Source organism: Paracoccus sp. SCN 68-21, assembly GCF_001724535.1.
Taxonomy (GTDB): Bacteria; Pseudomonadota; Alphaproteobacteria; order Rhodobacterales; family Rhodobacteraceae; genus Paracoccus; species Paracoccus hibiscisoli.
In genome coordinates, this window is sequence record NZ_MEES01000067.1 from 24,707 (window position 1) to 44,790 (window position 20,084).

Here is a 20,084-nt window from a genome sequence, read left to right on the forward strand (position 1 = left end):
GCCCGCGCCACGTTGCCTTGGACCCAAGCACGCGGTCCAAGGAGCCCTCGAATGGCACAACGCCCCGCCGCCAGGTTGACCGTCAACGGCCAATCCCATGACATCAGCGGCGATCCGCGCCGCAGCCTGCTGGACGTCCTGCGTCTGGACCTGCGCCTGACCGGCACCAAGAAGGGCTGCGACCACGGCCAGTGCGGGGCCTGCACGGTCATCGTCAACGGCCGCCGCATCAATTCCTGCCTGACCCTGGCCGTCATGCATGACGGTGACGAGGTCACCACCATCGAGGGGCTGGGCCAGCCCGACGCCCTTTCCGCGCTGCAGGCGGCCTTTGTCGCGCATGACGGGTTTCAGTGCGGCTATTGCACGCCGGGCCAGATCTGTTCCGCCACCGCCATGATCGAGGAGATCCGCGCAGGCTGGCCTAGTGCCGTCACCGCCGATCCCGCCGACAAGCCCGCCATCGCCGATGCCGAGATCCGCGAACGGATGAGCGGCAACCTGTGCCGCTGCGGGGCCTATGACAACATCCTGGCCGCGATCCGCGATGCGATGGATGCGGAGGCCGCGCAATGAAGGCGTTCGATTACACCCGCGCCGATGACCTGTCGCAGGCCGTGGGCAGCCCCGCCATGATGATCGCGGGCGGCACGAACCTGCTTGACCTGATGAAGCTGGAGGTCGCCACCCCCGACGCGCTGCTGGACATCAACCGCATCGGGCTGGGCGACATCGCGCGCGAAGGGGCGGGGCTGCGCATCGGGGCGCTGGTCAGCAATTCCGACTGTGCCGCGCATCCGCGTATCCGGGCCGACTGGCCCCTGCTGTCGCGCGCCATTCTGGCCGGGGCCAGCCCGCAGCTGCGCAACAAGGCGACGATGGGCGGCAATCTGTGCCAGCGCACGCGATGCGGCTATTTCATGGACGGCCATTCGCCCTGCAACAAGCGCGAGCCGGGCACCGGCTGCGCGGCGCAGGGGGGCGTGAACCGCAACCATGCCATCCTGGGCGCGTCCGAGGCCTGCATCGCCACCTATCCCGGCGACATGGCGGTGGCCCTCTCGGCCCTGCGCGCCACGGTCGAGACCGAAGGCCCGGACGGCGCGCGAGAGATCGCGATGCGCGATTTCCACCGCCTGCCCAAGGACGATCCGTCCCGCGACAACGTGCTGAAGCCCGGAGAGGTCATCACCGCCATTCGCCTGCCCGCGCCCTTTGGAGGGCGGCAGCTGTATCGCAAGGTGCGCGACCGGTCGTCCTATGCTTTTGCGCTGGTCTCGGTCGCGGCGGCCATCCGCATGGATGCGGGCCGCATTGACGCGGCGCAGTTGGCCTTTGGCAGCATCGCGCACAAGCCCTGGACCGATGAGCGGGTGGAAAAACTGCTGGTCGGGGAACGGCCCTCGGCCGCGCTGTTCGACAAGGCGGCGGATCTGCTGCTGGAAGACGCACAGGGCCAGGGCGACAATGATTTCAAGATTCTGCTGACCCGCCGCACCCTTGCGGCCGCGCTGGCCGAAGCCACGGGGGAATGACCATGAGCGATACCTATGACACCCCCGACACCCGCGACATGCTGGACCGCACCCGCCAGGGCGTGATCGGCAAGGGGCTGGACCGGCCCGAAGGCCCGCTGAAGGTCGCGGGCACCGCCACCTATGCGGCCGAATATGCGCGGCCCGGCTGCGCCGAGGGCGTGCTGGTCGGCGCCGCGATCAGCAAGGGCCGCGTGACCGCGATCCATCGCGATGCGGTCCTGGCGATGCCTGGCGTGCTGGGCGTCTATTCGTCCGAACGCATGCTGCGTCGTGCGGCCCAGGGCACCGCCGGAGAGGCGCCGGAGCAGGACGTCTCGACCGTCGATTTCCCGATGCAGCCGGTGGCCCTGGTCGTGGCCGAGACGTTCGAGCAGGCGACCGAGGCCGCCAAGGCGCTGCGCATCGACTATGAGGACCAGTCAGGCGATGCGCGGTTCATGCCCTCCGACGACAATGCCGAACCCGCCGATGACCCGGTCGAGGCGGGCGATCTGGACCGCGCCCTGCGCGAGGCGGCGCATGTCGTCGATGCGTGGTTCACCACCCCCGGCCATGCCAGCGCCGCGATGGAGCCGCATGCCGCCATCGCCGAATGGGAGGGCCGCGACCTGACCCTGTGGGGCAGCCTGCAGATGCTGTCCTTCAACGTGGCCGAACTGGCGGACAGCCTGGGCATCGACCCCGAACATGTCCGTATCCTGTCGCCCTATGTCGGTGGGGGCTTCGGCTCCAAGCTGGGGATATCGCACGAGGCGGTCGCCGCCGCCCTGGCTGCGCAGGATCTGGGCCGCCCGGTGCGCGTCGTCATGAGCCGCCAACAGGTGTTCCAGTCGATCATGCGCCGCTCCGAAACCGAACAGCGCATCCGTCTGGGTTGTGGCCCTGATGGTCGTCTGACCGCCTTTGCCCATGAGGCGCTGGTGTCGAACCTGCCCGGAGAGGATTTCTCGGAACCGGTGACGCAGGCGTCCGAGTTCCTTTATGCCGGAGAGAACCGCCTGCTGGCGGTGCGCAAATCCGACATCACCCGCCTGACCGCCGGTTCCGTCCGCGCGCCCGGCGAGGCGGTGGGCATGCAGGCCCTTGAGGTCGCCATGGACGAGCTGGCCGAGGCTGCGGGCATCGATCCGGTCGAGTTGCGCAAGCGGAACCTGCCCGAGGAGGTCCCCGGAGAGGGCACGCCCTATTCCTCGCGCCGTCTGGTCGAGGCGCTGGATGCCGGTGCCGCGGCCTTTGGCTGGGACCACCGCAGCGCCACCCCTTGCGCGCGCCGCGAGGGGGAGTGGTGGATCGGCCATGGCGTCGCCTCCGCCGCCCGCGTGAACATCCTGGCCAAGGCCGAGGCCCGCGTGACCCTGACCGCCGACGGCCATGTGGTCGTGGAAACCGACCACACTGATATCGGCACCGGCAGCTATGCCGTGCTGGGCCAGATCGCGGCCGAGATGCTGGGCCAGCCGATCGACCGCACCACCGTGCAGCTGGGCGACAGTCGCCTGCCCTCCGGGGCAGGGTCGGGCGGCAGCTGGGGCGCATCGTCGACCGGGTCGGCGGTGTTCCGCGCCTGCGAGGCGATCCGGGCCACGCTGGCGCAGGCGGTCGGCTGTTCCGCCGATGATCTTCTGCTGCAGGACGGCAAGGCCTGGGCCGAGGGCGTGGACCCGCGCCCCGTGACCGACCTTCTGACCGAAGACCTGACCCGCACCGGCAAGATCGAGCCGGGCGATCTGATGGAAAAGGTCAACCAGTCCACCTATGGCGCGTTCTTTTGCGAGGTCGCCGTCAACGCCTTTACCGGAGAGACGCGCATCCGCCGCATGACCGGCGCCTTTGGCTTTGGCCGGGTGCTGAACGCCAAAACGGCGCGGTCGCAATGCTTGGGCGGCATGGTATGGGGCATCGGCAGCGCCCTGACCGAGGCGTTGGCGTTTGACAGCCGCGATGGCCATCTGGTGAACCACGATCTGGCCGAATACCACGTCCCGGTCCATGCCGACATTCCTCCGATGGAGGTGATCCTGCTGGAGGAGCGTGACCCCCATGCCTCTCCCATCCAGGCCAAGGGCGTGGGCGAACTGGGCATCTGCGGCGCGGCGGGGGCGGTGGCCAACGCGATCTACAACGCCTGCGGTGTCCGGCTGCGCGATTTCCCGATGACCCCCGACCGGCTGCTGGAGCATCTGCCGGACCCCTTCGCCCCTGCGGCGTGACCCACCCCGCCGGGGGCGGCACCGCCCCCGGCCCCAGACAGGAGCCTGCCCCATGTCCGACGACCTGACCACGACCCCCGATCCGATGACATATGACGGCCCGGTGGGGGGCTGGGGTTCGGCCAAGGGCATGGCCCAGGTCGCCCGCGCCGCCCGCCCCGGTCCCGGCGCGCTGGAGACGCTGCGGCGTCAGAACAAGCCGGGCGGGCTGATGTGCGTGTCCTGCGCCTGGGGCAAGCCGCTCAAACCCCATGTGGTCGAGTTCTGCGAGAACGGGGCCAAGGCCACGCTGTGGGACCTGACTTCGGAACGCTGCGGGCCGGATTTCTTCCTGGACCGCACGGTCACTGAGCTGTCGACTTGGTCGGAATACGATCTGGAGATGGCGGGCCGCCTGACCCATCCGCTGCGCTATGACGCGGCCAGCGACCGCTATCTGGAGACGACCTGGGACGAGGCCTTTGCCGCCATCGGCCAGGAATTGCAGGCGCTGGACCCCAAGGCGGTGACGTTCTACGCATCGGGCAAGGCGGGGCTGGAGGCGTCGTTCCTCTATGCGCTGTATGCGCGGGCCTATGGTCACGTGAACCTGCCCGACAGCTCGAACATGTGCCATGAGACGACCTCGGTCGGGCTCAAGGAGGTCGTAGGCTCTCCGGTCGGCACCTGCGTGCTGGAGGATTTCGAGCATTGCGACATGATCATCAGTGTCGGCCAGAACCCCGGCACCAACAGCCCGCGCATGCTGCACCCTCTGCAGGAGGCGGCCAAGCGCGGCTGCTGCATCGTGGCGATCAACCCGCTGCGCGAAAAAGGCCTGATCGAATTCGCCAGCCCCCAGAGCGTCTGGCAGATGACCGTCGGCGCCCCGACGGAGATCGCCGACCGCTATCTGCAGGTCCGCACCGGCGGCGACATCGCCGCCCTGACCGGCATCGCGAAACACGTGCTGGCGCTGGAGCGCGCGGAAGGCGGGGTGCTGGACTACGCCTTTCTGGAGGCGCATTGCCACGGGGTGCAGGACTGGATGGACTGGGTCGACGCGACGGACTGGGCCGACCTTGAGCGGGTCAGCGGCCTGACCCGCGACGCGATGGAGGGGATCGGCGCGATCTATGCCCGGTCCAAAGCGGTGATCGGCGTCTATGGCATGGGCCTGACGCAGCATGTCCACGGCTCGGACGCCATCGGCGCGCTGGTCAACCTGCTGCTGCTGCGCGGCAATATCGGCCGCAAGGGCGCCGGCTGCAGCCCGGTGCGCGGCCATTCCAACGTCCAGGGCCAGCGCACCGTGGGCATCACCGAAAAGCCCGAACTGGTCCCCAACGACCGCCTGCGCGACCTGTTCGGGATCGAGCCGCCGATGGAGGAGGGGTGGAACACCACCGCCTTTGTCGAGGCGCTGCTGGAGGGGCGGGCGCAGGGTTTCCTGGGCCTGGGCGGCAATCTGGCGCGCGCGGTGCCCGACACCGACCGCGTTGCCGCCGCCTGGCGCGCGATGCCGCTGACCGTGCATGTCGCCACGCGTTTGAACCGCACGCATCTGATGCCGGGGCGGTCGTCCTGGATCTTGCCCTGTCTGGTGCGCGCGGAGCAGGACATCCAGTCCGGCACCAACCAGCAGGTGACGGTCGAGGACAGCTTCAGCCACATCCACGGCTCGATCGGCAAGCGGACGCCCGCCAGCCCGCATCTGATGTCTGAGACCGCCATCGTGGCCCGGCTGGCGCAGGCGACGCTGTCCCCGAACCCCAAGATGCCCTGGGACAGCTGGGCGGGCGATTATGCCCGCATCCGGACGCTGATCGAGGCCGTCTATCCGGATGATTTCCGCGATTTCGAGGCGCGGATGACCGAACCCGGCGGGTTCTATCGCGACAACCCGGCGCGCAACCGCGACTGGCAAACCGAGAGCGGGCGGGCGCAGTTCACTTGCCCCGCCGATCTGGACGCGACGGGCCTGGGCGAACGGGCGGGCGTTTATCGCCTGATGACGCTGCGGTCGAACGATCAGTTCAACACCACCGTCTATGGCATGTCCGACCGCCTGCGAGGGATCGAGGGCGACCGGATGCTGGTCATGATGTCCCCCGAGGACATGGCCGCCGAGGGCCTGGACCCCGAACAGCGCATCGCGCTGGACGGTGCGGCGGATGACGGCGTCGCGCGCCGGGTCGAGGGGTTGCGCGTTGTCCCCTATGATCTGCCGCGGGGCTGTCTGGCGGGGTATTTCCCCGAGCTGAACCCGCTGTCGCCGCTGTCGCGGGGGGATCTGGCCTCGGACACGCCTGCGGCCAAGGGCATTCCGGTGCGTCTGGCCTGAAGGGGTGACACCCGGCGGCCACACCCGGACCGCCGCCTGTCCCGCAACCCGTTGACCGCCCAGCATTCCCGCCGGATGGTGCGCGCGAAACAGGGGGACAGGCAGATGACGGGTTACGCGAATGCGCGCCGGATCGAGGCGATGATCGAGGGGCTGGACCTGTGCAACGCCACGCCGGGGCAGGGGACCACGCGGCTGACCTACAGCCCCGAATACCGCGCCGCCGCCGATTTCACCATCGCGCGGATGCGCGAGGCGGGCCTGTCGGTGCATGAGGATGCCGTCGGCAACATCTTTGGTCGGATCGAAGGGCGGCAGCCCGATCTGGCCCCTATCCTGGTCGGCTCGCATCTGGATTCGGTGCCTCATGGCGGGCGCTTCGACGGCCCGGCGGGCGTGGTGGCGGCGATCGAGACGGCATTCCTGTTCCGCGAACTGGGCCTGCGCCCCGACCGCCCGATCGAGGTCGCAGCCCTGATCGAGGAGGAGGGCACCCGTTTCGGCGGCGGTCTGTTCGGCTCTCGCCTGCTGACCGGGCAGCTGGACCCTGCCACGCTGGACGAGCTGCGCGACGATAACGGCGTGTCGGCGGCGCAGGCGATGGCGGCCTATGGCCTCGACCCCGCGCAGGCGGGGCAGGCGGCGCGTGCCCCCGGATCGGTCCACGCCTTTCTGGAGCTGCATATCGAACAGGGCCCGGTCCTTGAGGCCGAGGGCCGCGACATCGCCATCGTCGACCGCATCGTGGGTCTGGCGCAGCTGCGCGTGACGGTGCGGGGGCGGGCGGGCCATGCGGGCACGACGCCCATGGATCAGCGCCGCGATGCGCTGACCGGGGCGGTGGCGATCCTGTCGCAGCTGCCCGATCTGGCGCGTCAGACGGGGCGCGATGCGGTGCTGACCGTGGGCCGGATCGAGGTCCTGCCGGGCGGCGCCAACGTGATCCCCGATCTGGTGACCTTCACCGTCGATCTGCGCGCCCCGGCCGAGGAGGACGTGCTGCGCCTGATCCAGATGGTCGAGGGCACGGTCGCCCATGCGCAGGGCAACGGCCTGACCTGCACGGTCGAACGTCAGCTTTATGCCGCGCCCACGCCGCTGTCGGGACAGATCGGCGCGGCCCTGTCGGCGCAGGCCGATGCCTTGGGCGTGTCGCATCGGGTGATGGTCAGCGGCGCGGGCCATGACGCGATGATCATGGCGGATTTCGCGCCCACGGGCCTGATCTTTGTGCCCAGCAAAGGCGGAGTGTCGCACGCCCCCGAGGAATGGACCGACTATGCCCAGATCGCGCGCGGAACGGACGTGATCTTTGCCACCATCCGACAGATGTCGGGCGCGACGCCGGGCTAGCGTTCCAGGATCAGCAGGTCGCCCTCAAAGCTGACGCGCGCAAAGCGGCGCAGATAGGACATGCCCAGCAGGCTGTCCTGCAATTCGCTGTCGATCACCACCGCGCGCACGTCGCGGTCGACCGCATCGCCGATGGCGAATTCCGCGATGGTCACCGGCGCGGTGGCCACGCGACCATTGGCCGTCACGGCCAGCCCGCTGAAGCGCAGCGCGTCCAGCTCCAGCCCGATGGCCTGCGCGTCGCGGCGCGACAGGGCGACGCTGGTCGCACCGGTATCGACGATGAAATCGACCGGCGTGCCGTTCAGCACGGCCTCCAGGTGGAAATGGCCGCCGCGGCCCACCGGGATCTCGATCCGGGCGCCGTTCTCCAGCACCTGCTGGCGCGGGGCATAGATCTGCTGCCACCAGTCATAGCCGAAGGCCAGCCCGGCGATGATCACCGCCCACAAAAGCAGCGCGCGGAGCGCCCGCCCACCGCGGCCCGACAATTCGAACAGCATCGCGCCGCCGATCACCACCAGCAGCAGCACGTAAAAGGCCAGTCGCGCGATCTGGTCCGGGCTCATCCGAACAGGCCCGATCCGCGCAGCCCGTCGATCACGAACTGCACCGACAGCGCCGCCAGCAGCATCCCCAGAAGCCGCGTGACCACCATCGTGCCGGTCCGTCCCAGGGCGCGGGCCAGGGGCGTGGCCAGCGCGAACAGCACCATGCAGATGGCCAGCACGGCCAGCATCATCACATGGACCATCACCACATGGGCCGCGCCCTGATTCTCTCCGACCAGCAGGATCATCGTGGCCAGCGCGCCCGGCCCGGCCAGAAGCGGCATGGCCAGCGGAAAGACCGACGGGTCGTGGGCAGGGTTCTCTCCCTCGGCCTGGCCCTCGCGGCGTTCGGTGCGGCGCTCGAACAGCATGTCCAGCGCGGTCAGGAACAAAAGCAGGCCCCCCGCGATGCGGAAGGCCGAGATCGAGATGCCGATGCCCGACAGGATCGCGTCGCCCGTCAGCCCGAACAGCGTCAGCAGGATCGCGGCGATCACCAGCGACCGCGCACCGATGCGGCGGCGCTGCGCGCCCGTCTGATCGGGGGTCAGCGCGATGAAGATGGGGGCAAGGCCGATCGGGTCGATGACCACGAACAGCGTGACGAAAGCGGTGATGTAGGTGGCCATGTCCATGCCCCCTTATCGCCCGCCCGTCGGGCGCTGCCAAGCCGTCCGTGAGGTGGCGGGGTGCTGCCGGGTAGGGGAATGGGGGTTTGCATTCCGGCGGTCAGGGCTTAAATATCTTGTGCGGGTGGGCCGTACCATCCCGCCAGGGAGTTTCTCATGCTGAACAACATCGGCCTTCCCGGCCTTCTTCTGATCGCGGTCGTCGTTCTGGTCCTGTTCGGACGGGGCAAGATCTCGTCGCTGATGGGCGAAGTGGGCAAGGGCATCACCGCCTTCAAGCGGGGCGTCAAGGACAGCTCGGACGACATCGAGACCGCCGCAGACGTCAACCGCGACCATCCCCGCCAGGTCCCCGGAGAGGCGGCGCGCGACGTCACGCCCCACACGGCGCCCGGCCAGCCCGTGTCCAGTCAGCCCGCGCCCGGTTCCACCGTGCCCGGCCCCCAGACCCGCGACCGCACGTAAGCCCGGAAAGGCAGGGTCCCCATGCTGGACATCGGCTGGACCGAACTGCTGCTGATCGGCATCGTGGCATTGATCGTGGTGGGTCCCAAGGACCTGCCGCATCTGTTCCACACGCTAGGCCGGATCACGGCACGCGCCCGCGGCATGGCCCGCGAATTCTCATCCGCGATGGAGGATGCGGCCAAGGATTCCGGTCTGGATGACGCCGCCAAGTCGCTGCGCGACGTGCGCAACATGACATCCAAGAAATCGCTTGGGCTGGACGCGCTGGACCGCGCCACCCAGAAGTTCGAGAAATGGGACCCCAAGCGGCCCGAACCCAAAGCGGCCGCGCCCGCCGCGACCCCCGATCCTGCGGCACCCGAACCTCAGGCGACCCCGGTCGTGGCCCCGGATGCGGTGGCGTCCGATGCCTCCGCCGACGGCCCGGCCCGGCGCCTGCATGCGGTGCGCCGCAGCGATATGAAAGACGACTGAGTTGGCCAGCACGCCCAAGCCCGACCCCATAGACGACAGCTCTGCCCCGCTGATCGAGCATCTGGCCGAGCTGCGCACGCGCATCATCTGGTCGCTGCTGGCCTTCATCGTGGCGATGGTGCTGTGCTATACGGTCTGGAACCCGATCTACAATTTCCTGACCCAGCCCATCTGTTCCGCATTGGAGGATCGGGGCCAGGAATGCGGCCTGATCCTGCTGAAGCTGCAGGAGGGGTTCTTTGTCGCGGTGCGGATCTCGTTCCTGGGCGGGTTCGTGCTGGCCTTTCCGGTGATCGCCTACCAGATGTGGCGTTTCGTGGCGCCGGGCCTTTATCGCAACGAAAAGGCGGCGTTCCTGCCGTTTCTGGTCGCCTCTCCGGTGATGTTCTTCATCGGGGCGTCCTTTGCCTTCTACGTCATCCTGCCGATGGCCTATGATTTTTTCCTGGGCTTTCAGCAGGGACCGCTGCAACTGCCCGACGACGTGGCCACGGCCCCGGTGGACAACCCGCTGGCGGCGATCGTCTTTCAGGGATCGGTCGACGAATACCTGAAGCTGACGACCAAGTTCATCCTGGCCTTTGGCATCAGCTTTCAGCTGCCGGTGCTGCTGACGCTGATGGGCCGGGCCGGGCTGGTCTCGGCCGCGGGGCTGGGATCGGTGCGGCGCTATGCGGTGCTGGCGATCCTGGTGCTGGCGGCGGTCGCGACCCCGCCCGACGTCATCTCTCAGGTGGTGCTGTTCGTGGTGATCTATGGCCTCTACGAGATCTCGATCCAGCTGGTCGCCCGCATTGAGCGGCGCCGCGAGGCCGAGCTGCGCGCCCAGGGTCTGTGGGTCGAGGATGACGACGACGAGGAACCGGCCCGATGACCGGTGCCGCAGCCCTCGACAGGATCGCCGATGCGCTGGACCGGCTGGCCCCTCCGCCACACCCTGCGCCGCGCTTTGACCAGGCGGATGCCTTTGTCTGGCAGCCCGATCCCGACCGTCTGGTGCCAGTGCCGCAGGTGGCTGGCGTGCCGCTGGACCAGCTGATCGGCATCGACCGCTCGCGCCGCACCCTGCTGGAGAACACGCTGCAATTCGCGCGCGGCCATGCGGCCAACAATGCGCTGCTGTGGGGCGCGCGGGGCATGGGCAAGTCGTCACTGGTCAAGGCCGTGCATGCCGAGGCCGTGGCCCAGGGCCTGCCGCTGACCCTGGTCGAGATCGCCCGCGACGATCTGGCCAGCGTGGGGCGGTTGCTGGCCATGCTGGGCGCGGTCCCCGACCGGCGTTTTCTGCTGTTCTCGGACGATCTGTCCTTCAGCCATGACGACACGCAGTACAAGTCGCTGAAGGCCGTGCTGGATGGCGGCATCAGCGGGCGGCCCGCCAATGTGATCCTGTATGCCACGTCGAACCGGCGCCACCTGATGCCGCGCGACATGATCGACAACGAGCGCGCCACCGCCATCCACCCCGGAGAGGCGGTCGAGGAAAAGGTGTCGCTGTCCGACCGCTTCGGGCTGTGGCTGGGCTTTCACCCCTGCGACCAGGACCAGTTCCTGGCGATGATCGACAGCTATTGCGCGGCCCATGGGCTGCGCATCGACCCCGACACGCTGCGCGCGGAGGCCATCGAATGGCAGGCGACGCGGGGCGCGCGCTCGGGCCGGGTGGCGTGGCAGTTCTTCACCGACCTTGCGGGTCGGCACGGCCTGGCGGTCTGAGGCGGTGTCGGGGGGCGCGAATGTCCTGACGGGGACGCGGATCAGGGAACGCCGTCTGGCGGTTTCCCGGCGACAGGCGGATGTGGCGCGGGCGGTGGGCATTTCGCCTGCCTATCTGAACCTGATCGAACACAACCGCCGTCCTGTCAGCCCGGAACTGATCGCCCGCCTGGCCGATGAGCTGGACGTGCCCGCCGATGAGCTGGCCGAGGGCCGCGAAGAGATCCGCATCGCCGCCCTGCGGGAGGCCGCGGCCCATCCCGTTGCTGCAGGCACCGTGGCAGAGCTGGATCAGATCACCGAATTCCTGGCCCGCTTTCCGGGCTGGGCCGCGCTGTTGATCGCGCATGCGCGGCGCGGCGGCGGGCTGGAACGTCAGCTGGTCGACCTGTCCGACCGCATGACCCAGGACCCCTATCTGCTGACCACCCTGCATGAGGTGCTGTCGGCGGTGACCTCGGTGCGCTCCACCGCGGCGATCCTGGTCGAGGACGGAGAGATTTCCCCCGACTGGCGGCGGCGCTTTCACGCGAACCTGCATCAGGACAGCCAGCGCCTGTCGCTGACCGCGCAGGCCTTGGTCGCCTATCTGGACAGCTTCGAGGCCGATGGCAACGCCTCGACCCCACAGGAGGAGGTCGAGGCCTGGATGGCCGCGCAGGGCGCCGAGGCGCCTGATCCGGGCGATCTGACCTCGGATGCGGCGCGGGCGATGGCGGCGGATGTGCTGCGCCACATGCAGGCCGATCGCGCCGCCCTGCCGGACCGTCACCTGACCGAGGCGCTGCCCGCTGCGGGCAGCCCGCCCGACCCCGTGCGCCTGTCAGCGCGGCTTGGGCTGCCGCTGGATCTGGTGATGCGTCGTCTGGCCGATCTGCGCCCCACCGGGTTCGAGGGCGCGGGCCTGCTGGTCTGTGACGGATCGGGGGCGCTGACCATGCGCCGCGCGGCACAGGGATTCGCGCTGCCGCGACCGGGCGACAGCTGTGCGCTGTGGCCGCTGTATCATGCGCTGGCGGTGCCGCAGGTGGCGCTGGCGCGTCTGGTGGTGACGCCGGACGGGCGGCTGTTCCGCACGCTGTCCTATGCGCAGCGCCGTCAGCCCCTGGGCGTGGGCGGGCCGCTCTTGACCGATGCGCTGATGCTGATCCTGCCGGCGGACGGGCCGGTGCCCGCCGATGCGCTGCCCATCGGGCCGGCCTGCCGGATCTGTCCGCGCACGGCCTGTCCCGCGCGGCGCGAGCCGTCGATCCTGGTGCCGCAGGGCGGACCCGCGGGCTAGGGCAGTGGGCTGAAACGGGGCTTTGACACGGCACCGTGATCTGGCCCATGATCCGCGCCACTGTCCGGCCCGCCTAGCCGGGCCGCAAGGGGGGGGCGGCGGATGCAACTGGATATCCTGATGATCGAGGACGAACCCAACATCGCCGAGGCGGTGCGCTTTATCCTGTCGCGCGAGGGATGGCAGGTCGATCTGCATGCCGACGGGGCGGGTGGGATCGAGGCGATCCAGGCCGCCCGCCCGCGCCTGGTGATCCTGGACATGATGCTGCCCAACCGCTCGGGCGCCGAGATCCTGGAGGATCTGCGCGGCGCGGGCGACCCGTCGCTGGCTGCGACCCCGGTGCTTATGCTGACCGCGCGCGGCCAGGTGCCCGATCTGGGCGCGCAGGCCGATGCCGTGCTGGCCAAACCGTTCGAGAATGACGATCTGCGCGCGATGGTGCGCCGGATGCTGGCCTGATGCCCGACCGCCCGCTGTTCCTGGAGCGCGCCTCGTTCCACCGTCGCCGGTTGGGGGACGCGGCGCGGGTGCTGCCTGTCGTGACCATGCTGCTGCTGCTGGTGCCGATCTGGTGGATGCCGGGCGTGCTGTCCTATGCGGGGGGGGCGGTCTGGCTGTTCGGGCTGTGGGCGGTGCTGATCGTCGCGGTCTGGGCGCTGCACCGCGCCCTGTTGCGGGCCGAGGCCGCGACGTTGCGCGCCGACACCCCGCCGGAGGACCCCGATGCCCTTTGAGGCGCTGCTGGCGACCTGTCTGGCCTATGTCGCGCTGATGTTCGGGGTGGCCTATGCCGCCGACCGGGCGGCGGCGCGGGGGCATGTGCGCTGGCTGGATCACCCGCTGGTCTATACGCTGTCGCTGTCGGTCTATTGCTCGGCCTGGACGTTTTACGGCGCGGTGGGCTACGCGTCGCGGTCGGGGCTGGAATTCGCCACGATTTATCTGGGGCCGACGCTGGTCTTTACCGCCGCCTGGTGGGGGCTGCGGCGGCTGGTGCGGGTGGCGCGGATGCACCATGTCACCTCGGTTGCGGACCTGATCTCGGCCCGGTTCGGCAAATCGAACCGGCTGGCGGCCATCGTGACGCTGATCGCGGTCATCGCCTCGACCCCCTATATCGCGCTGCAGCTGCAATCGGTGCGCCTGTCCTTCGAGGTCTTCGCGACCAACGCGCCGAACGGTCCCGACACGGGCGCGATGGGCGGCACGGCGCTGTGGGTCGCGGCGGGGCTGGCGCTGTTCACCATCCTGTTCGGCACCCGCAACCTGGCCGCGGACGAGCGCCACCACGGTGTCGTCACCGCCATCGCGCTGGAGGCGGTGGTCAAGCTGCTGGCCTTTGTCGCCCTGGGCGTCTTTGTGGTCTGGGGGCTGGCCGACGGGCCGGGCGACATGCTGGACCGCATCGCCCGCACCGCCGCCGACCCCACTGTGGCCGAGGGCTGGCTGCTTAGGCCTGACCGCTGGACGGCGCTGATCCTGGTATCGGCGGCCGCCATCCTGACCCTGCCGCGCATGTTCCAGGTGATGGTGGTCGAGGCCGCCGACGAGGAACGCCTGCATGTCGCGGGCTGGGCCTTCCCGGCCTATCTGTTCATCATGTCGCTGTTCGTGCTGCCCATCGCGGTGATGGGGCGCGAATTGCTGCCCGCAGGGTCGGACCCCGACCTTTACGTGCTGACCCTGCCTGCCGCGGCGGGTCAGGACATGCTGGCGCTGCTGGTGTTTCTGGGCGGGTTCTCGGCGGCGACGTCGATGGTGGTGATGTGCGCCATCGCGGTCGCCACGATGGTGTCGAACCATTGGCTGGTCCCCGCCTGGCTGGCCCTGCGCCGCATTCCCGCCCCCGATGAGACCGACGATCTGCGCGGCTTTGTCCTCAACGCGCGGCGCATGGCGATCCTGGCGGTGGTCGCCGCGGGCTGGGTCTATCACGAGGCCTCGGGCGGGGCGGCGGCGCTGGCGGCGATGGGCCTGGTGGCCTTCACCGGCATGGCGCAGGTGCTGCCCGCGATGCTGGGCGGGCTGCTGTGGCGGGGCGCGAACCGCAAGGGCGCCTATGCCGGGATCGGGTCGGGGCTGGTCCTGTGGATGGCGCTGATCTTTCTGCCCTCAGTGGGCGTGGGGGGCGATCTGCCGGTGCCTGCGGGGGTGGACCCCTGGACGGCGGCGGTGGCGCTGTCGCTGTCGCTGAACACGCTGGCCTTTGTCGGCATGTCGATCTTTGGCTTTCCCGATCCCGTTGAACGGTTGCAGGGCCTGTCCTTCGTCTCGGCGGTCGAACCCATCCGCCACAGCCGCATGCTGCGCGCCGATGACCGGGCCGAGCCGCTGCTGGCGATGGCGCGCCGGGTCTGGGGGCCGGACGCCGCCCTGCGCTATTTCCAGGCCGAGGCGCGGGCGCAGGGCAAGACCGGCTATCTGCCCGACCTGACCCCGCGTTTCCTGACCCGGCTGGAACGGCGGCTGGCGGGCTCCATCGGGTCGGCCACGGCGCATGCGATGATCGACCGCGTGGCGGGGGGCGTCGCGCTGACCGTGGCCGACCTTCTGCAGGTCGCGGATGAGGCGCAGCGCGCCAAGGAGGAGACGCAGCGCCTGGAGGCCGCCCAGGCCGAGTTGACCCGCACCGCCCGCCAGCTGCGCCAGGCCAATGACAAGCTGACCGCGCTGTCGGTGCAAAAGGACGCATTCCTGGGCCAGATCAGCCACGAATTGCGCACGCCCATGACTTCGGTCCGGGCGTTTTCCGAGATCCTCAAGGACCCGTCCCTGACGCCCGAGGAACGCGGCCGTTTCGCGGGCATCATCCATGACGAGGCCGGGCGCCTGACCCGCCTGCTGGACGACCTTCTGGACCTGTCGGTGCTGGAAAGCGGGCGCGCGCAGCTGACGGTGACAGTGGCGAACCTGCATGACCTGATCGGGCGGGCGCTGACGGCGGCCTCGGCCACGCGGCCCGAACGCGGGTTCCTGATCGACCGCGATCTGCCTGCGGAACATCTGGGCGTGATCACCGATGCCGACCGCCTGCTGCAGGTGCTGATCAATGTGATCAGCAATGCGCGCAAGTACTGCGATGCCGCCCATCCGGTGCTGATCATCCGCGTCCGCCGCCCCGAATCCGGCGGCGCGGTGATCGACATCGTCGACAATGGCAGCGGCATCGACAGCGGCCGCCAGTCACTGATCTTCGAGAAGTTTGCCCGGCTGAACGACCCTGCGCGGGCGGGCGGCGCGGGCCTGGGCCTGGCCATCTGCCGCGAGATCATGCTGACCCTGGGCGGAGAGATCAGCTATCTGCCCGGCCAGGGCGGGGCCGCGTTCCGCATCCAGTTGCCGGCGCGTCCGCCGTCGGGTTCTGTGCCGGATTAACGGTTTCTCAACCCAGACGGGTCATTTTGGACGGGCAGCGACAGCGTGATTCGGACGTGACATGACCCAGGCAGACCCCAACAACCAAGGACCGGGCGTTTTGCGCCGCATGCTGCAGGCGCGCGCGCAGGTCCGGTTGGGGCAGGGCCGCCCACGCCCGCGCGGGCCGCCGCTACCGCCATCGGGCGCGCCGCCGACCGGCTGTATCAGCTGCCGGTGCGCGCCCTGTCGGTGCGCCCCGGTGCGCTGACCTTGGCCGAATTGCCCGAGATGCTGCCCGAGCTGCCGCTGGTCGCGGTGCTGCAGGGGCCGGGCGACCTGCTGGGCGCCATCGCGCTGTGTCCGCAGGCGGTCGCGTCGCTGGTGGAATGGCAGGCCCTGGGCCGGGTGACCAATCGCAGCCTGGAACGCCGCCGCCCGACGCGCAGCGACGCGCTGCTTTGTGCCGATTTCATCAATGCGCTGCTGACCGAACTGCCGGTCGAGATGACGGGCGTCGAGGGGTTCGACGCCATCGGCGGATACCGCTTCCTGACCCATCTGGACGACCCGCGACCGCTGTCGCTGATGCTGGACGACAGGCCCTTCCGCAGCCTGTCCTTTGAGCTGGCCATGGGCGGTGCGGAGGCCCGTGAGGGGCGCGTTCTGCTGGCGCTGCCGCAACCGGCGGCCGGGTCGCAACCGCGTGCCGAACCCGCCCCGGCGCCTGTTCCGGCGCCGCCACCGCCTCCGGTCCTGCCGCGCCCCAGCCTGGCCGAGCCGATGCAGGACGCGCCGATCGCCGTCACCGGGGTGCTGTGCCGCAAGCGCGTGACGCTGGCCGAACTGCGCGGTTTCCTGGAGGGGCGGCTGCTGACCCTGCCGCGCACCAGCCTGACGAATGCCACGCTGGAGACGCAGGACGGCCAGGTCCTGGCCACCGGCAAGTTCGGAGAGGCCGAGGGCTGCCACGCGATCCGCCTGCGCGATCCGGCGCAGGCCGCGACCGACGACGCGTCCCCCGCGATGGGCATGCCGGTCATGGGGATGGGCATGGCCCTGGGTGCGGCGCTGGTGCCTGCCGACCTGTCGCAACCCGACCCGTTTCGCACTGCGCAGGACACGGATGCCGGCGGCGGCTTTGCCTTTGGCGGTGACCTGACGGCGCTGAACGGGTGAGCGGACGCTTTTTCCTTGAATTCCCGGCATTCTGGTCGCATGTAACGGCGGTCCCGAATCTTGCGGGATGTTAAGGACGGAGTGACCATGGCCAAGGAAGAAATGCTCGAATTCCCCGGCGTCGTGAAGGAACTCCTGCCCAATGCGACATTCCGGGTCGAGCTTGAAAACGGCCATGAGATCATCGCACATATGGCAGGAAAGATGCGCAAGAACCGCATCCGTGTTCTGGCTGGCGACAAGGTGCAGGTGGAAATGAACACCTATGACCTGACCAAGGGGCGGATCAATTACCGCTTCAAATAAGCCGTCCCCCGGGACGGCCGACACCACCGGAGGCCGCATCATGGCCCAGACACGCCCCAGGCTGATCCTGGGTTCGGCCAGCCCCCGGAGGCTGGAACTGCTGGCCCAGATCGGGATCGTGCCCGACGCCCTGCGCCCCGCTGATATCGACGAGACCCCCCGCAAGGCCGAACCGCCCCGCGATTACGTCCGCCGCATGGCCTCGGAAAAGGCCGCCGCGCTGGATCTGGCGCCGGATGAGGCGCTGCTGACGGCGGACACGACGGTCGCCGTCGGACGCCGCATCCTGGGCAAGCCCGCCGACCGGGCCGAGGCCGCGTCCTTCATGCGGCTGATGTCGGGCCGCCGCCATGTCGTGCTGACCGCCATCGCGCTGCGTCACGGGCCGCGCACCGCGCTGCGCCTGGTCGAGACGCGCGTGCGCATGCGCTCGATCGACGATGCCGCGCTGGAGCGGTTTCTGGATGCGGGCGACTGGCAGGGCAAGGCCGGCGGCTATGCCATTCAGGGGTCTGCTGCCGCCTTCATCCCCTGGTTGCAGGGGTCGTTCTCGGCCGTGGTCGGATTGCCGCTGTCCGAGACCGCGGCGATGCTGGCCGCGATCGGCATTCACCCTACCCCGAAAGGAAACGCCCCATGAAGGGTCGCCAAGTCGTTCTGGGGCATCTGTTCGGCCTCGAAGCCGCCGCCCTGATGCAGGATGGCCAGCTGGTCGATCTGCTGGTCGCCAGCGATCCGTTGACCGCGCTGCCGCCGGGCGCGATCTGCCGCGCGGCGACCGACCGTTTCATGAAGGGGCAGGGCGGCGTCTTTCTGCGCCTGCCCGAGGGCCAGACCGGCTATCTGCGCGACCGCAAGGGCGTCTCGGAGGGCAAGCCCTTGCTGGTCCAGATCGCGGGCGTGGCCGAGGACGGCAAGGCGCTGCCCCTGTCCACGCGCCTGCTGTTTCGCGGCCGCCACGCGCTGGTCACGCCGGGGGCGCCGGGGGTCAACGTCTCGCGCAGCATCCGCGACGAGGATCGCCGCGACGAACTGGCGTCCCTTGGCCGGGCCCTACTGGAGGATCGTCCCTATGGGCTGATCATGCGCAGCGCGGGGCTGGACGCCGAGGACGGCGACATCCGCGATGAGCTGGCCGAGCTGATCCAGCTGACCGACCGCGTCTGCGCCGAGACGACGGGCGCGCCCGAACTGCTGCTGGACGCGCCTACGCCCTGGGAGCAGGCCTGGATGGACTGGGCCGACCCCGCCCCCGACGCGGTCGAGGAGGGCGAGGACAGCTTCGATCGCTGCGGTGTGCTGGAGGCGGTCGATGCGCTGCTGTCGCCGCGGATTTCGCTGCCGGGCAGCGGGGATGCCTTCATCGAGGCGACGCGCGCCCTGGTGGCCGTGGATGTGAACACCGGCAACGACACCTCTCTGGCTGCGGGTCTCAAGGCGAACATCGCGTTGGCCCGCGAGCTGCCGCGCCAACTGGCGCTGCGGGGTCTGGGCGGTCAGATCGTGATCGATTTCGCCCCCATGCCCAAGCGGGATCGCGCCACGCTGGATCAGGTCCTGCAGGCCGCGTTTCGCGGCGCCGGGTCTGAGACCACGCTGGTCGGCTGGACCGCGATGGGCCTTTATGAGCTGACGCGCAAGCGCGACCGCGTGCCGCTGGCGCGACTGGCAGCAGCCAGCGGGGCGGCCTGATGGCCTGCCCGATCTGCTCCAAGGACAGCGACCCGCGCTATCGCCCGTTCTGCTCCAAGCGCTGCGCGGATGTCGATCTGGCGAAATGGCTGCGCGGCGCCTACGTGATCCCGGGCCCGCCGTTGGAGGATCTGCCGGACGACGACCCCGACCGTCCCTGAGGCGAGGCTTGGCCCCCTACTGATATCGACGCACGCCATCGCGACCGGCGAGCCCATGCAGTCCTCCGTAGTCAGCCCTGCCTGTGCGTTCCTTTCGCACAAGCGGCAGCATCGCGACGTCTCAGATCGTGCCTTTCATCTGCGCCCGTCAAAATGCGGAACTGACACAAAAATTCAAGATTTGGTCTGGACAGCATTGAAGACGCCTCGTAAAAGCGGCGCATCCACGGAGCATCGTATCCGTTCGGAGCCCGGATAGCTCAGTTGGTAGAGCAGCGGATTGAAAATCCGCGTGTCGGCGGTTCAAATCCGTCTCCGGGCACCACTTTTCATGAAGTAAAAACAATATATTAGTCTTATGCCTCTGCTCGATCACGTTGCGGAATAGCAATCGGGGGACACTTTGGGGACACCAAGGTAGTTGGCACGACGTTGCTAGTGCAGGCGGGCCGCTGATGATCGCTTTCTGAGTCTCCTGAAGTTCATTCGATCTGAATTCGGCTGCATGAATGTCCGACGACCGCTTGATTGCGGACGGCGGGGTGACGCTGATCACTTTGGAGAGGCGCGTCCGGAACCTCGGAGAGTCTCCTCGTTGAGATCAACATACGGCGTGCAACGCTAGTCGTTGATGGCGTGATGCCTTATCGGCGCGTTCGGCGAGCAGCATGATCATGATCTACTAGAACCCGTCACTTGCTCATCGCAACGAAAGCGATTCCTTTGAGCTGCTTATAGAGAAGAGCAATTAAAGCGTTTCTGCAAAAACCGGAATCATGGGATTCCCAAAGGGGTCTGCTTGTGATTCATCCTCCCAGAAAGGATGAATCATGTCAGCACCTTTA

20 protein-coding genes and 1 tRNA gene are annotated in these 20,084 nt (G+C 68.8%); 19 read left to right on the top strand and 2 right to left on the bottom strand.

Going from position 1 to position 20,084, the window contains the following annotated elements; translation table 11 throughout:
- The first annotated feature begins 51 nt into the window (after positions 1-51).
- The 5 genes from ABS73_RS15010 to ABS73_RS15030 all read left to right on the top strand — a co-directional run bounded on the left by ABS73_RS15010 (position 52) and on the right by ABS73_RS15030 (position 7,424).
- The gene (locus ABS73_RS15010; RefSeq protein WP_277020472.1) at positions 52-576 is read left to right on the top strand and encodes a 2Fe-2S iron-sulfur cluster-binding protein; all 525 of its coding nucleotides are present in this window, start codon (positions 52-54) and stop codon (positions 574-576) included.
- Entirely contained in the window at positions 573-1,535 is a 963-nt protein-coding gene (locus tag ABS73_RS15015; RefSeq protein WP_277020475.1) for an FAD binding domain-containing protein, read from the top strand. Before ABS73_RS15010 ends, ABS73_RS15015 begins: the two co-directional genes overlap by 4 nt.
- Positions 1,532-3,748 (top strand): xanthine dehydrogenase family protein molybdopterin-binding subunit, encoded by a 2,217-nt coding sequence (locus tag ABS73_RS15020; RefSeq protein ID WP_277020478.1) that lies wholly within the window; start codon positions 1,532-1,534, stop codon positions 3,746-3,748. The genes ABS73_RS15015 and ABS73_RS15020 overlap by 4 nt, the downstream gene beginning before the upstream one ends.
- A gap of 52 nt (positions 3,749-3,800) precedes the next feature.
- Positions 3,801-6,071, top strand: coding sequence for an FdhF/YdeP family oxidoreductase (locus ABS73_RS15025; protein ID WP_277020481.1), 2,271 nt, complete (start codon positions 3,801-3,803; stop codon positions 6,069-6,071).
- Positions 6,072-6,176: 105 nt separating this feature from the next.
- The gene (locus ABS73_RS15030; RefSeq protein WP_277020485.1) at positions 6,177-7,424 is read left to right on the top strand and encodes a Zn-dependent hydrolase; all 1,248 of its coding nucleotides are present in this window, start codon (positions 6,177-6,179) and stop codon (positions 7,422-7,424) included.
- Here ABS73_RS15030 and ABS73_RS15035 read toward each other — a convergent pair.
- The gene (locus tag ABS73_RS15035) at positions 7,421-7,993 is read right to left on the bottom strand and encodes a retropepsin-like aspartic protease family protein (RefSeq protein WP_277020487.1); all 573 of its coding nucleotides are present in this window, start codon (positions 7,991-7,993) and stop codon (positions 7,421-7,423) included. The genes ABS73_RS15030 and ABS73_RS15035 overlap by 4 nt on opposite strands.
- Positions 7,990-8,610 carry a MarC family protein gene (locus ABS73_RS15040; protein WP_136857481.1) on the bottom strand — a complete coding sequence of 207 codons (621 nt, stop codon included), beginning with the start codon at positions 8,608-8,610 and terminating at the stop codon, positions 7,990-7,992. Before ABS73_RS15040 ends, ABS73_RS15035 begins: the two co-directional genes overlap by 4 nt.
- Positions 8,611-8,760: 150 nt before the next feature.
- Here ABS73_RS15040 and ABS73_RS15045 point away from each other — a divergent pair, with 150 nt between their 5' ends.
- The 14 genes from ABS73_RS15045 (at position 8,761) to ABS73_RS15110 (ending at position 19,564) form a co-directional block, all read left to right on the top strand.
- A complete protein-coding gene (locus tag ABS73_RS15045; RefSeq protein WP_277020491.1) occupies positions 8,761-9,069 on the top strand; it encodes a twin-arginine translocase TatA/TatE family subunit in 309 nt (102 codons plus the stop codon).
- 21 nt (positions 9,070-9,090) lie between these two features.
- Positions 9,091-9,546, top strand: coding sequence for a Sec-independent protein translocase protein TatB (gene tatB / locus ABS73_RS15050; protein WP_136857480.1), 456 nt, complete (start codon positions 9,091-9,093; stop codon positions 9,544-9,546).
- 1 nt (position 9,547) lies between these two features.
- Positions 9,548-10,420, top strand: a complete 873-nt coding sequence (gene tatC / locus ABS73_RS15055; RefSeq protein ID WP_277020496.1) for a twin-arginine translocase subunit TatC — start codon at positions 9,548-9,550, stop codon at positions 10,418-10,420.
- Entirely contained in the window at positions 10,417-11,262 is an 846-nt protein-coding gene (locus ABS73_RS15060; protein ID WP_277020498.1) for an ATP-binding protein, read from the top strand. The genes tatC and ABS73_RS15060 overlap by 4 nt, the downstream gene beginning before the upstream one ends.
- On the top strand, positions 11,234-12,544 hold the full coding sequence (locus tag ABS73_RS15065; protein WP_286693537.1) for a helix-turn-helix transcriptional regulator: 1,311 nt from the start codon (positions 11,234-11,236) through the stop codon (positions 12,542-12,544). Before ABS73_RS15060 ends, ABS73_RS15065 begins: the two co-directional genes overlap by 29 nt.
- Positions 12,545-12,646: 102 nt before the next feature.
- Complete coding sequence (locus ABS73_RS15070) at positions 12,647-13,006, top strand: response regulator transcription factor (protein ID WP_277020500.1); 360 nt, start codon at positions 12,647-12,649, stop codon at positions 13,004-13,006.
- The gene (locus ABS73_RS15075) at positions 13,006-13,281 is read left to right on the top strand and encodes a hypothetical protein (RefSeq protein ID WP_277020503.1); all 276 of its coding nucleotides are present in this window, start codon (positions 13,006-13,008) and stop codon (positions 13,279-13,281) included. The genes ABS73_RS15070 and ABS73_RS15075 overlap by 1 nt, the downstream gene beginning before the upstream one ends.
- Positions 13,271-15,922: a sensor histidine kinase gene (locus ABS73_RS15080; RefSeq protein WP_277020505.1), complete on the top strand. Its 2,652-nt coding sequence runs from the start codon at positions 13,271-13,273 to the stop codon at positions 15,920-15,922. Before ABS73_RS15075 ends, ABS73_RS15080 begins: the two co-directional genes overlap by 11 nt.
- Before the next feature lie 216 nt (positions 15,923-16,138).
- Entirely contained in the window at positions 16,139-17,080 is a 942-nt protein-coding gene (locus ABS73_RS15085) for a FliM/FliN family flagellar motor switch protein (RefSeq protein WP_286693538.1), read from the top strand.
- 87 nt (positions 17,081-17,167) lie between these two features.
- Complete coding sequence (gene infA / locus ABS73_RS15090; protein ID WP_010397442.1) at positions 17,168-17,386, top strand: translation initiation factor IF-1; 219 nt, start codon at positions 17,168-17,170, stop codon at positions 17,384-17,386.
- A gap of 40 nt (positions 17,387-17,426) precedes the next feature.
- The gene (locus ABS73_RS15095; RefSeq protein WP_277018209.1) at positions 17,427-18,026 is read left to right on the top strand and encodes a Maf family protein; all 600 of its coding nucleotides are present in this window, start codon (positions 17,427-17,429) and stop codon (positions 18,024-18,026) included.
- On the top strand, positions 18,023-19,078 hold the full coding sequence (locus tag ABS73_RS15100; protein WP_277018210.1) for a ribonuclease E/G: 1,056 nt from the start codon (positions 18,023-18,025) through the stop codon (positions 19,076-19,078). Before ABS73_RS15095 ends, ABS73_RS15100 begins: the two co-directional genes overlap by 4 nt.
- Positions 19,078-19,239, top strand: a complete 162-nt coding sequence (locus ABS73_RS15105) for a DNA gyrase inhibitor YacG (protein ID WP_136858302.1) — start codon at positions 19,078-19,080, stop codon at positions 19,237-19,239. The genes ABS73_RS15100 and ABS73_RS15105 overlap by 1 nt, the downstream gene beginning before the upstream one ends.
- A 249-nt stretch (positions 19,240-19,488) precedes the next feature.
- Positions 19,489-19,564: transfer RNA gene (locus ABS73_RS15110), tRNA-Phe, on the top strand.
- Positions 19,565-20,084 lie beyond the last annotated feature (520 nt).

Excerpts from the sequence above, each read along its gene's own strand:
- ABS73_RS15035 (WP_277020487.1), bottom strand. The coding sequence starts at position 7,993 with ATGAGCCCGGACCAGATCGCGCGACTGGCCTTTTACGTGCTGCTGCTG.
- tatB (WP_136857480.1), top strand. The coding sequence starts at position 9,091 with ATGCTGGACATCGGCTGGACCGAACTGCTGCTGATCGGCATCGTGGCA.
- ABS73_RS15105 (WP_136858302.1), top strand. The coding sequence starts at position 19,078 with ATGGCCTGCCCGATCTGCTCCAAGGACAGCGACCCGCGCTATCGCCCG.
- ABS73_RS15095 (WP_277018209.1), top strand. The coding sequence starts at position 17,427 with ATGGCCCAGACACGCCCCAGGCTGATCCTGGGTTCGGCCAGCCCCCGG.
- ABS73_RS15075 (WP_277020503.1), top strand. The coding sequence starts at position 13,006 with ATGCCCGACCGCCCGCTGTTCCTGGAGCGCGCCTCGTTCCACCGTCGC.
- ABS73_RS15020 (WP_277020478.1), top strand. The coding sequence starts at position 1,532 with ATGACCATGAGCGATACCTATGACACCCCCGACACCCGCGACATGCTG.
- ABS73_RS15040 (WP_136857481.1), bottom strand. The coding sequence starts at position 8,610 with ATGGACATGGCCACCTACATCACCGCTTTCGTCACGCTGTTCGTGGTC.
- ABS73_RS15060 (WP_277020498.1), top strand. The coding sequence starts at position 10,417 with ATGACCGGTGCCGCAGCCCTCGACAGGATCGCCGATGCGCTGGACCGG.
- ABS73_RS15025 (WP_277020481.1), top strand. The coding sequence starts at position 3,801 with ATGTCCGACGACCTGACCACGACCCCCGATCCGATGACATATGACGGC.
- ABS73_RS15045 (WP_277020491.1), top strand. The coding sequence starts at position 8,761 with ATGCTGAACAACATCGGCCTTCCCGGCCTTCTTCTGATCGCGGTCGTC.
- ABS73_RS15070 (WP_277020500.1), top strand. The coding sequence starts at position 12,647 with ATGCAACTGGATATCCTGATGATCGAGGACGAACCCAACATCGCCGAG.
- infA (WP_010397442.1), top strand. The coding sequence starts at position 17,168 with ATGGCCAAGGAAGAAATGCTCGAATTCCCCGGCGTCGTGAAGGAACTC.
- ABS73_RS15100 (WP_277018210.1), top strand. The coding sequence starts at position 18,023 with ATGAAGGGTCGCCAAGTCGTTCTGGGGCATCTGTTCGGCCTCGAAGCC.
- ABS73_RS15080 (WP_277020505.1), top strand. The coding sequence starts at position 13,271 with ATGCCCTTTGAGGCGCTGCTGGCGACCTGTCTGGCCTATGTCGCGCTG.
- ABS73_RS15010 (WP_277020472.1), top strand. The coding sequence starts at position 52 with ATGGCACAACGCCCCGCCGCCAGGTTGACCGTCAACGGCCAATCCCAT.
- ABS73_RS15015 (WP_277020475.1), top strand. The coding sequence starts at position 573 with ATGAAGGCGTTCGATTACACCCGCGCCGATGACCTGTCGCAGGCCGTG.
- ABS73_RS15030 (WP_277020485.1), top strand. The coding sequence starts at position 6,177 with ATGACGGGTTACGCGAATGCGCGCCGGATCGAGGCGATGATCGAGGGG.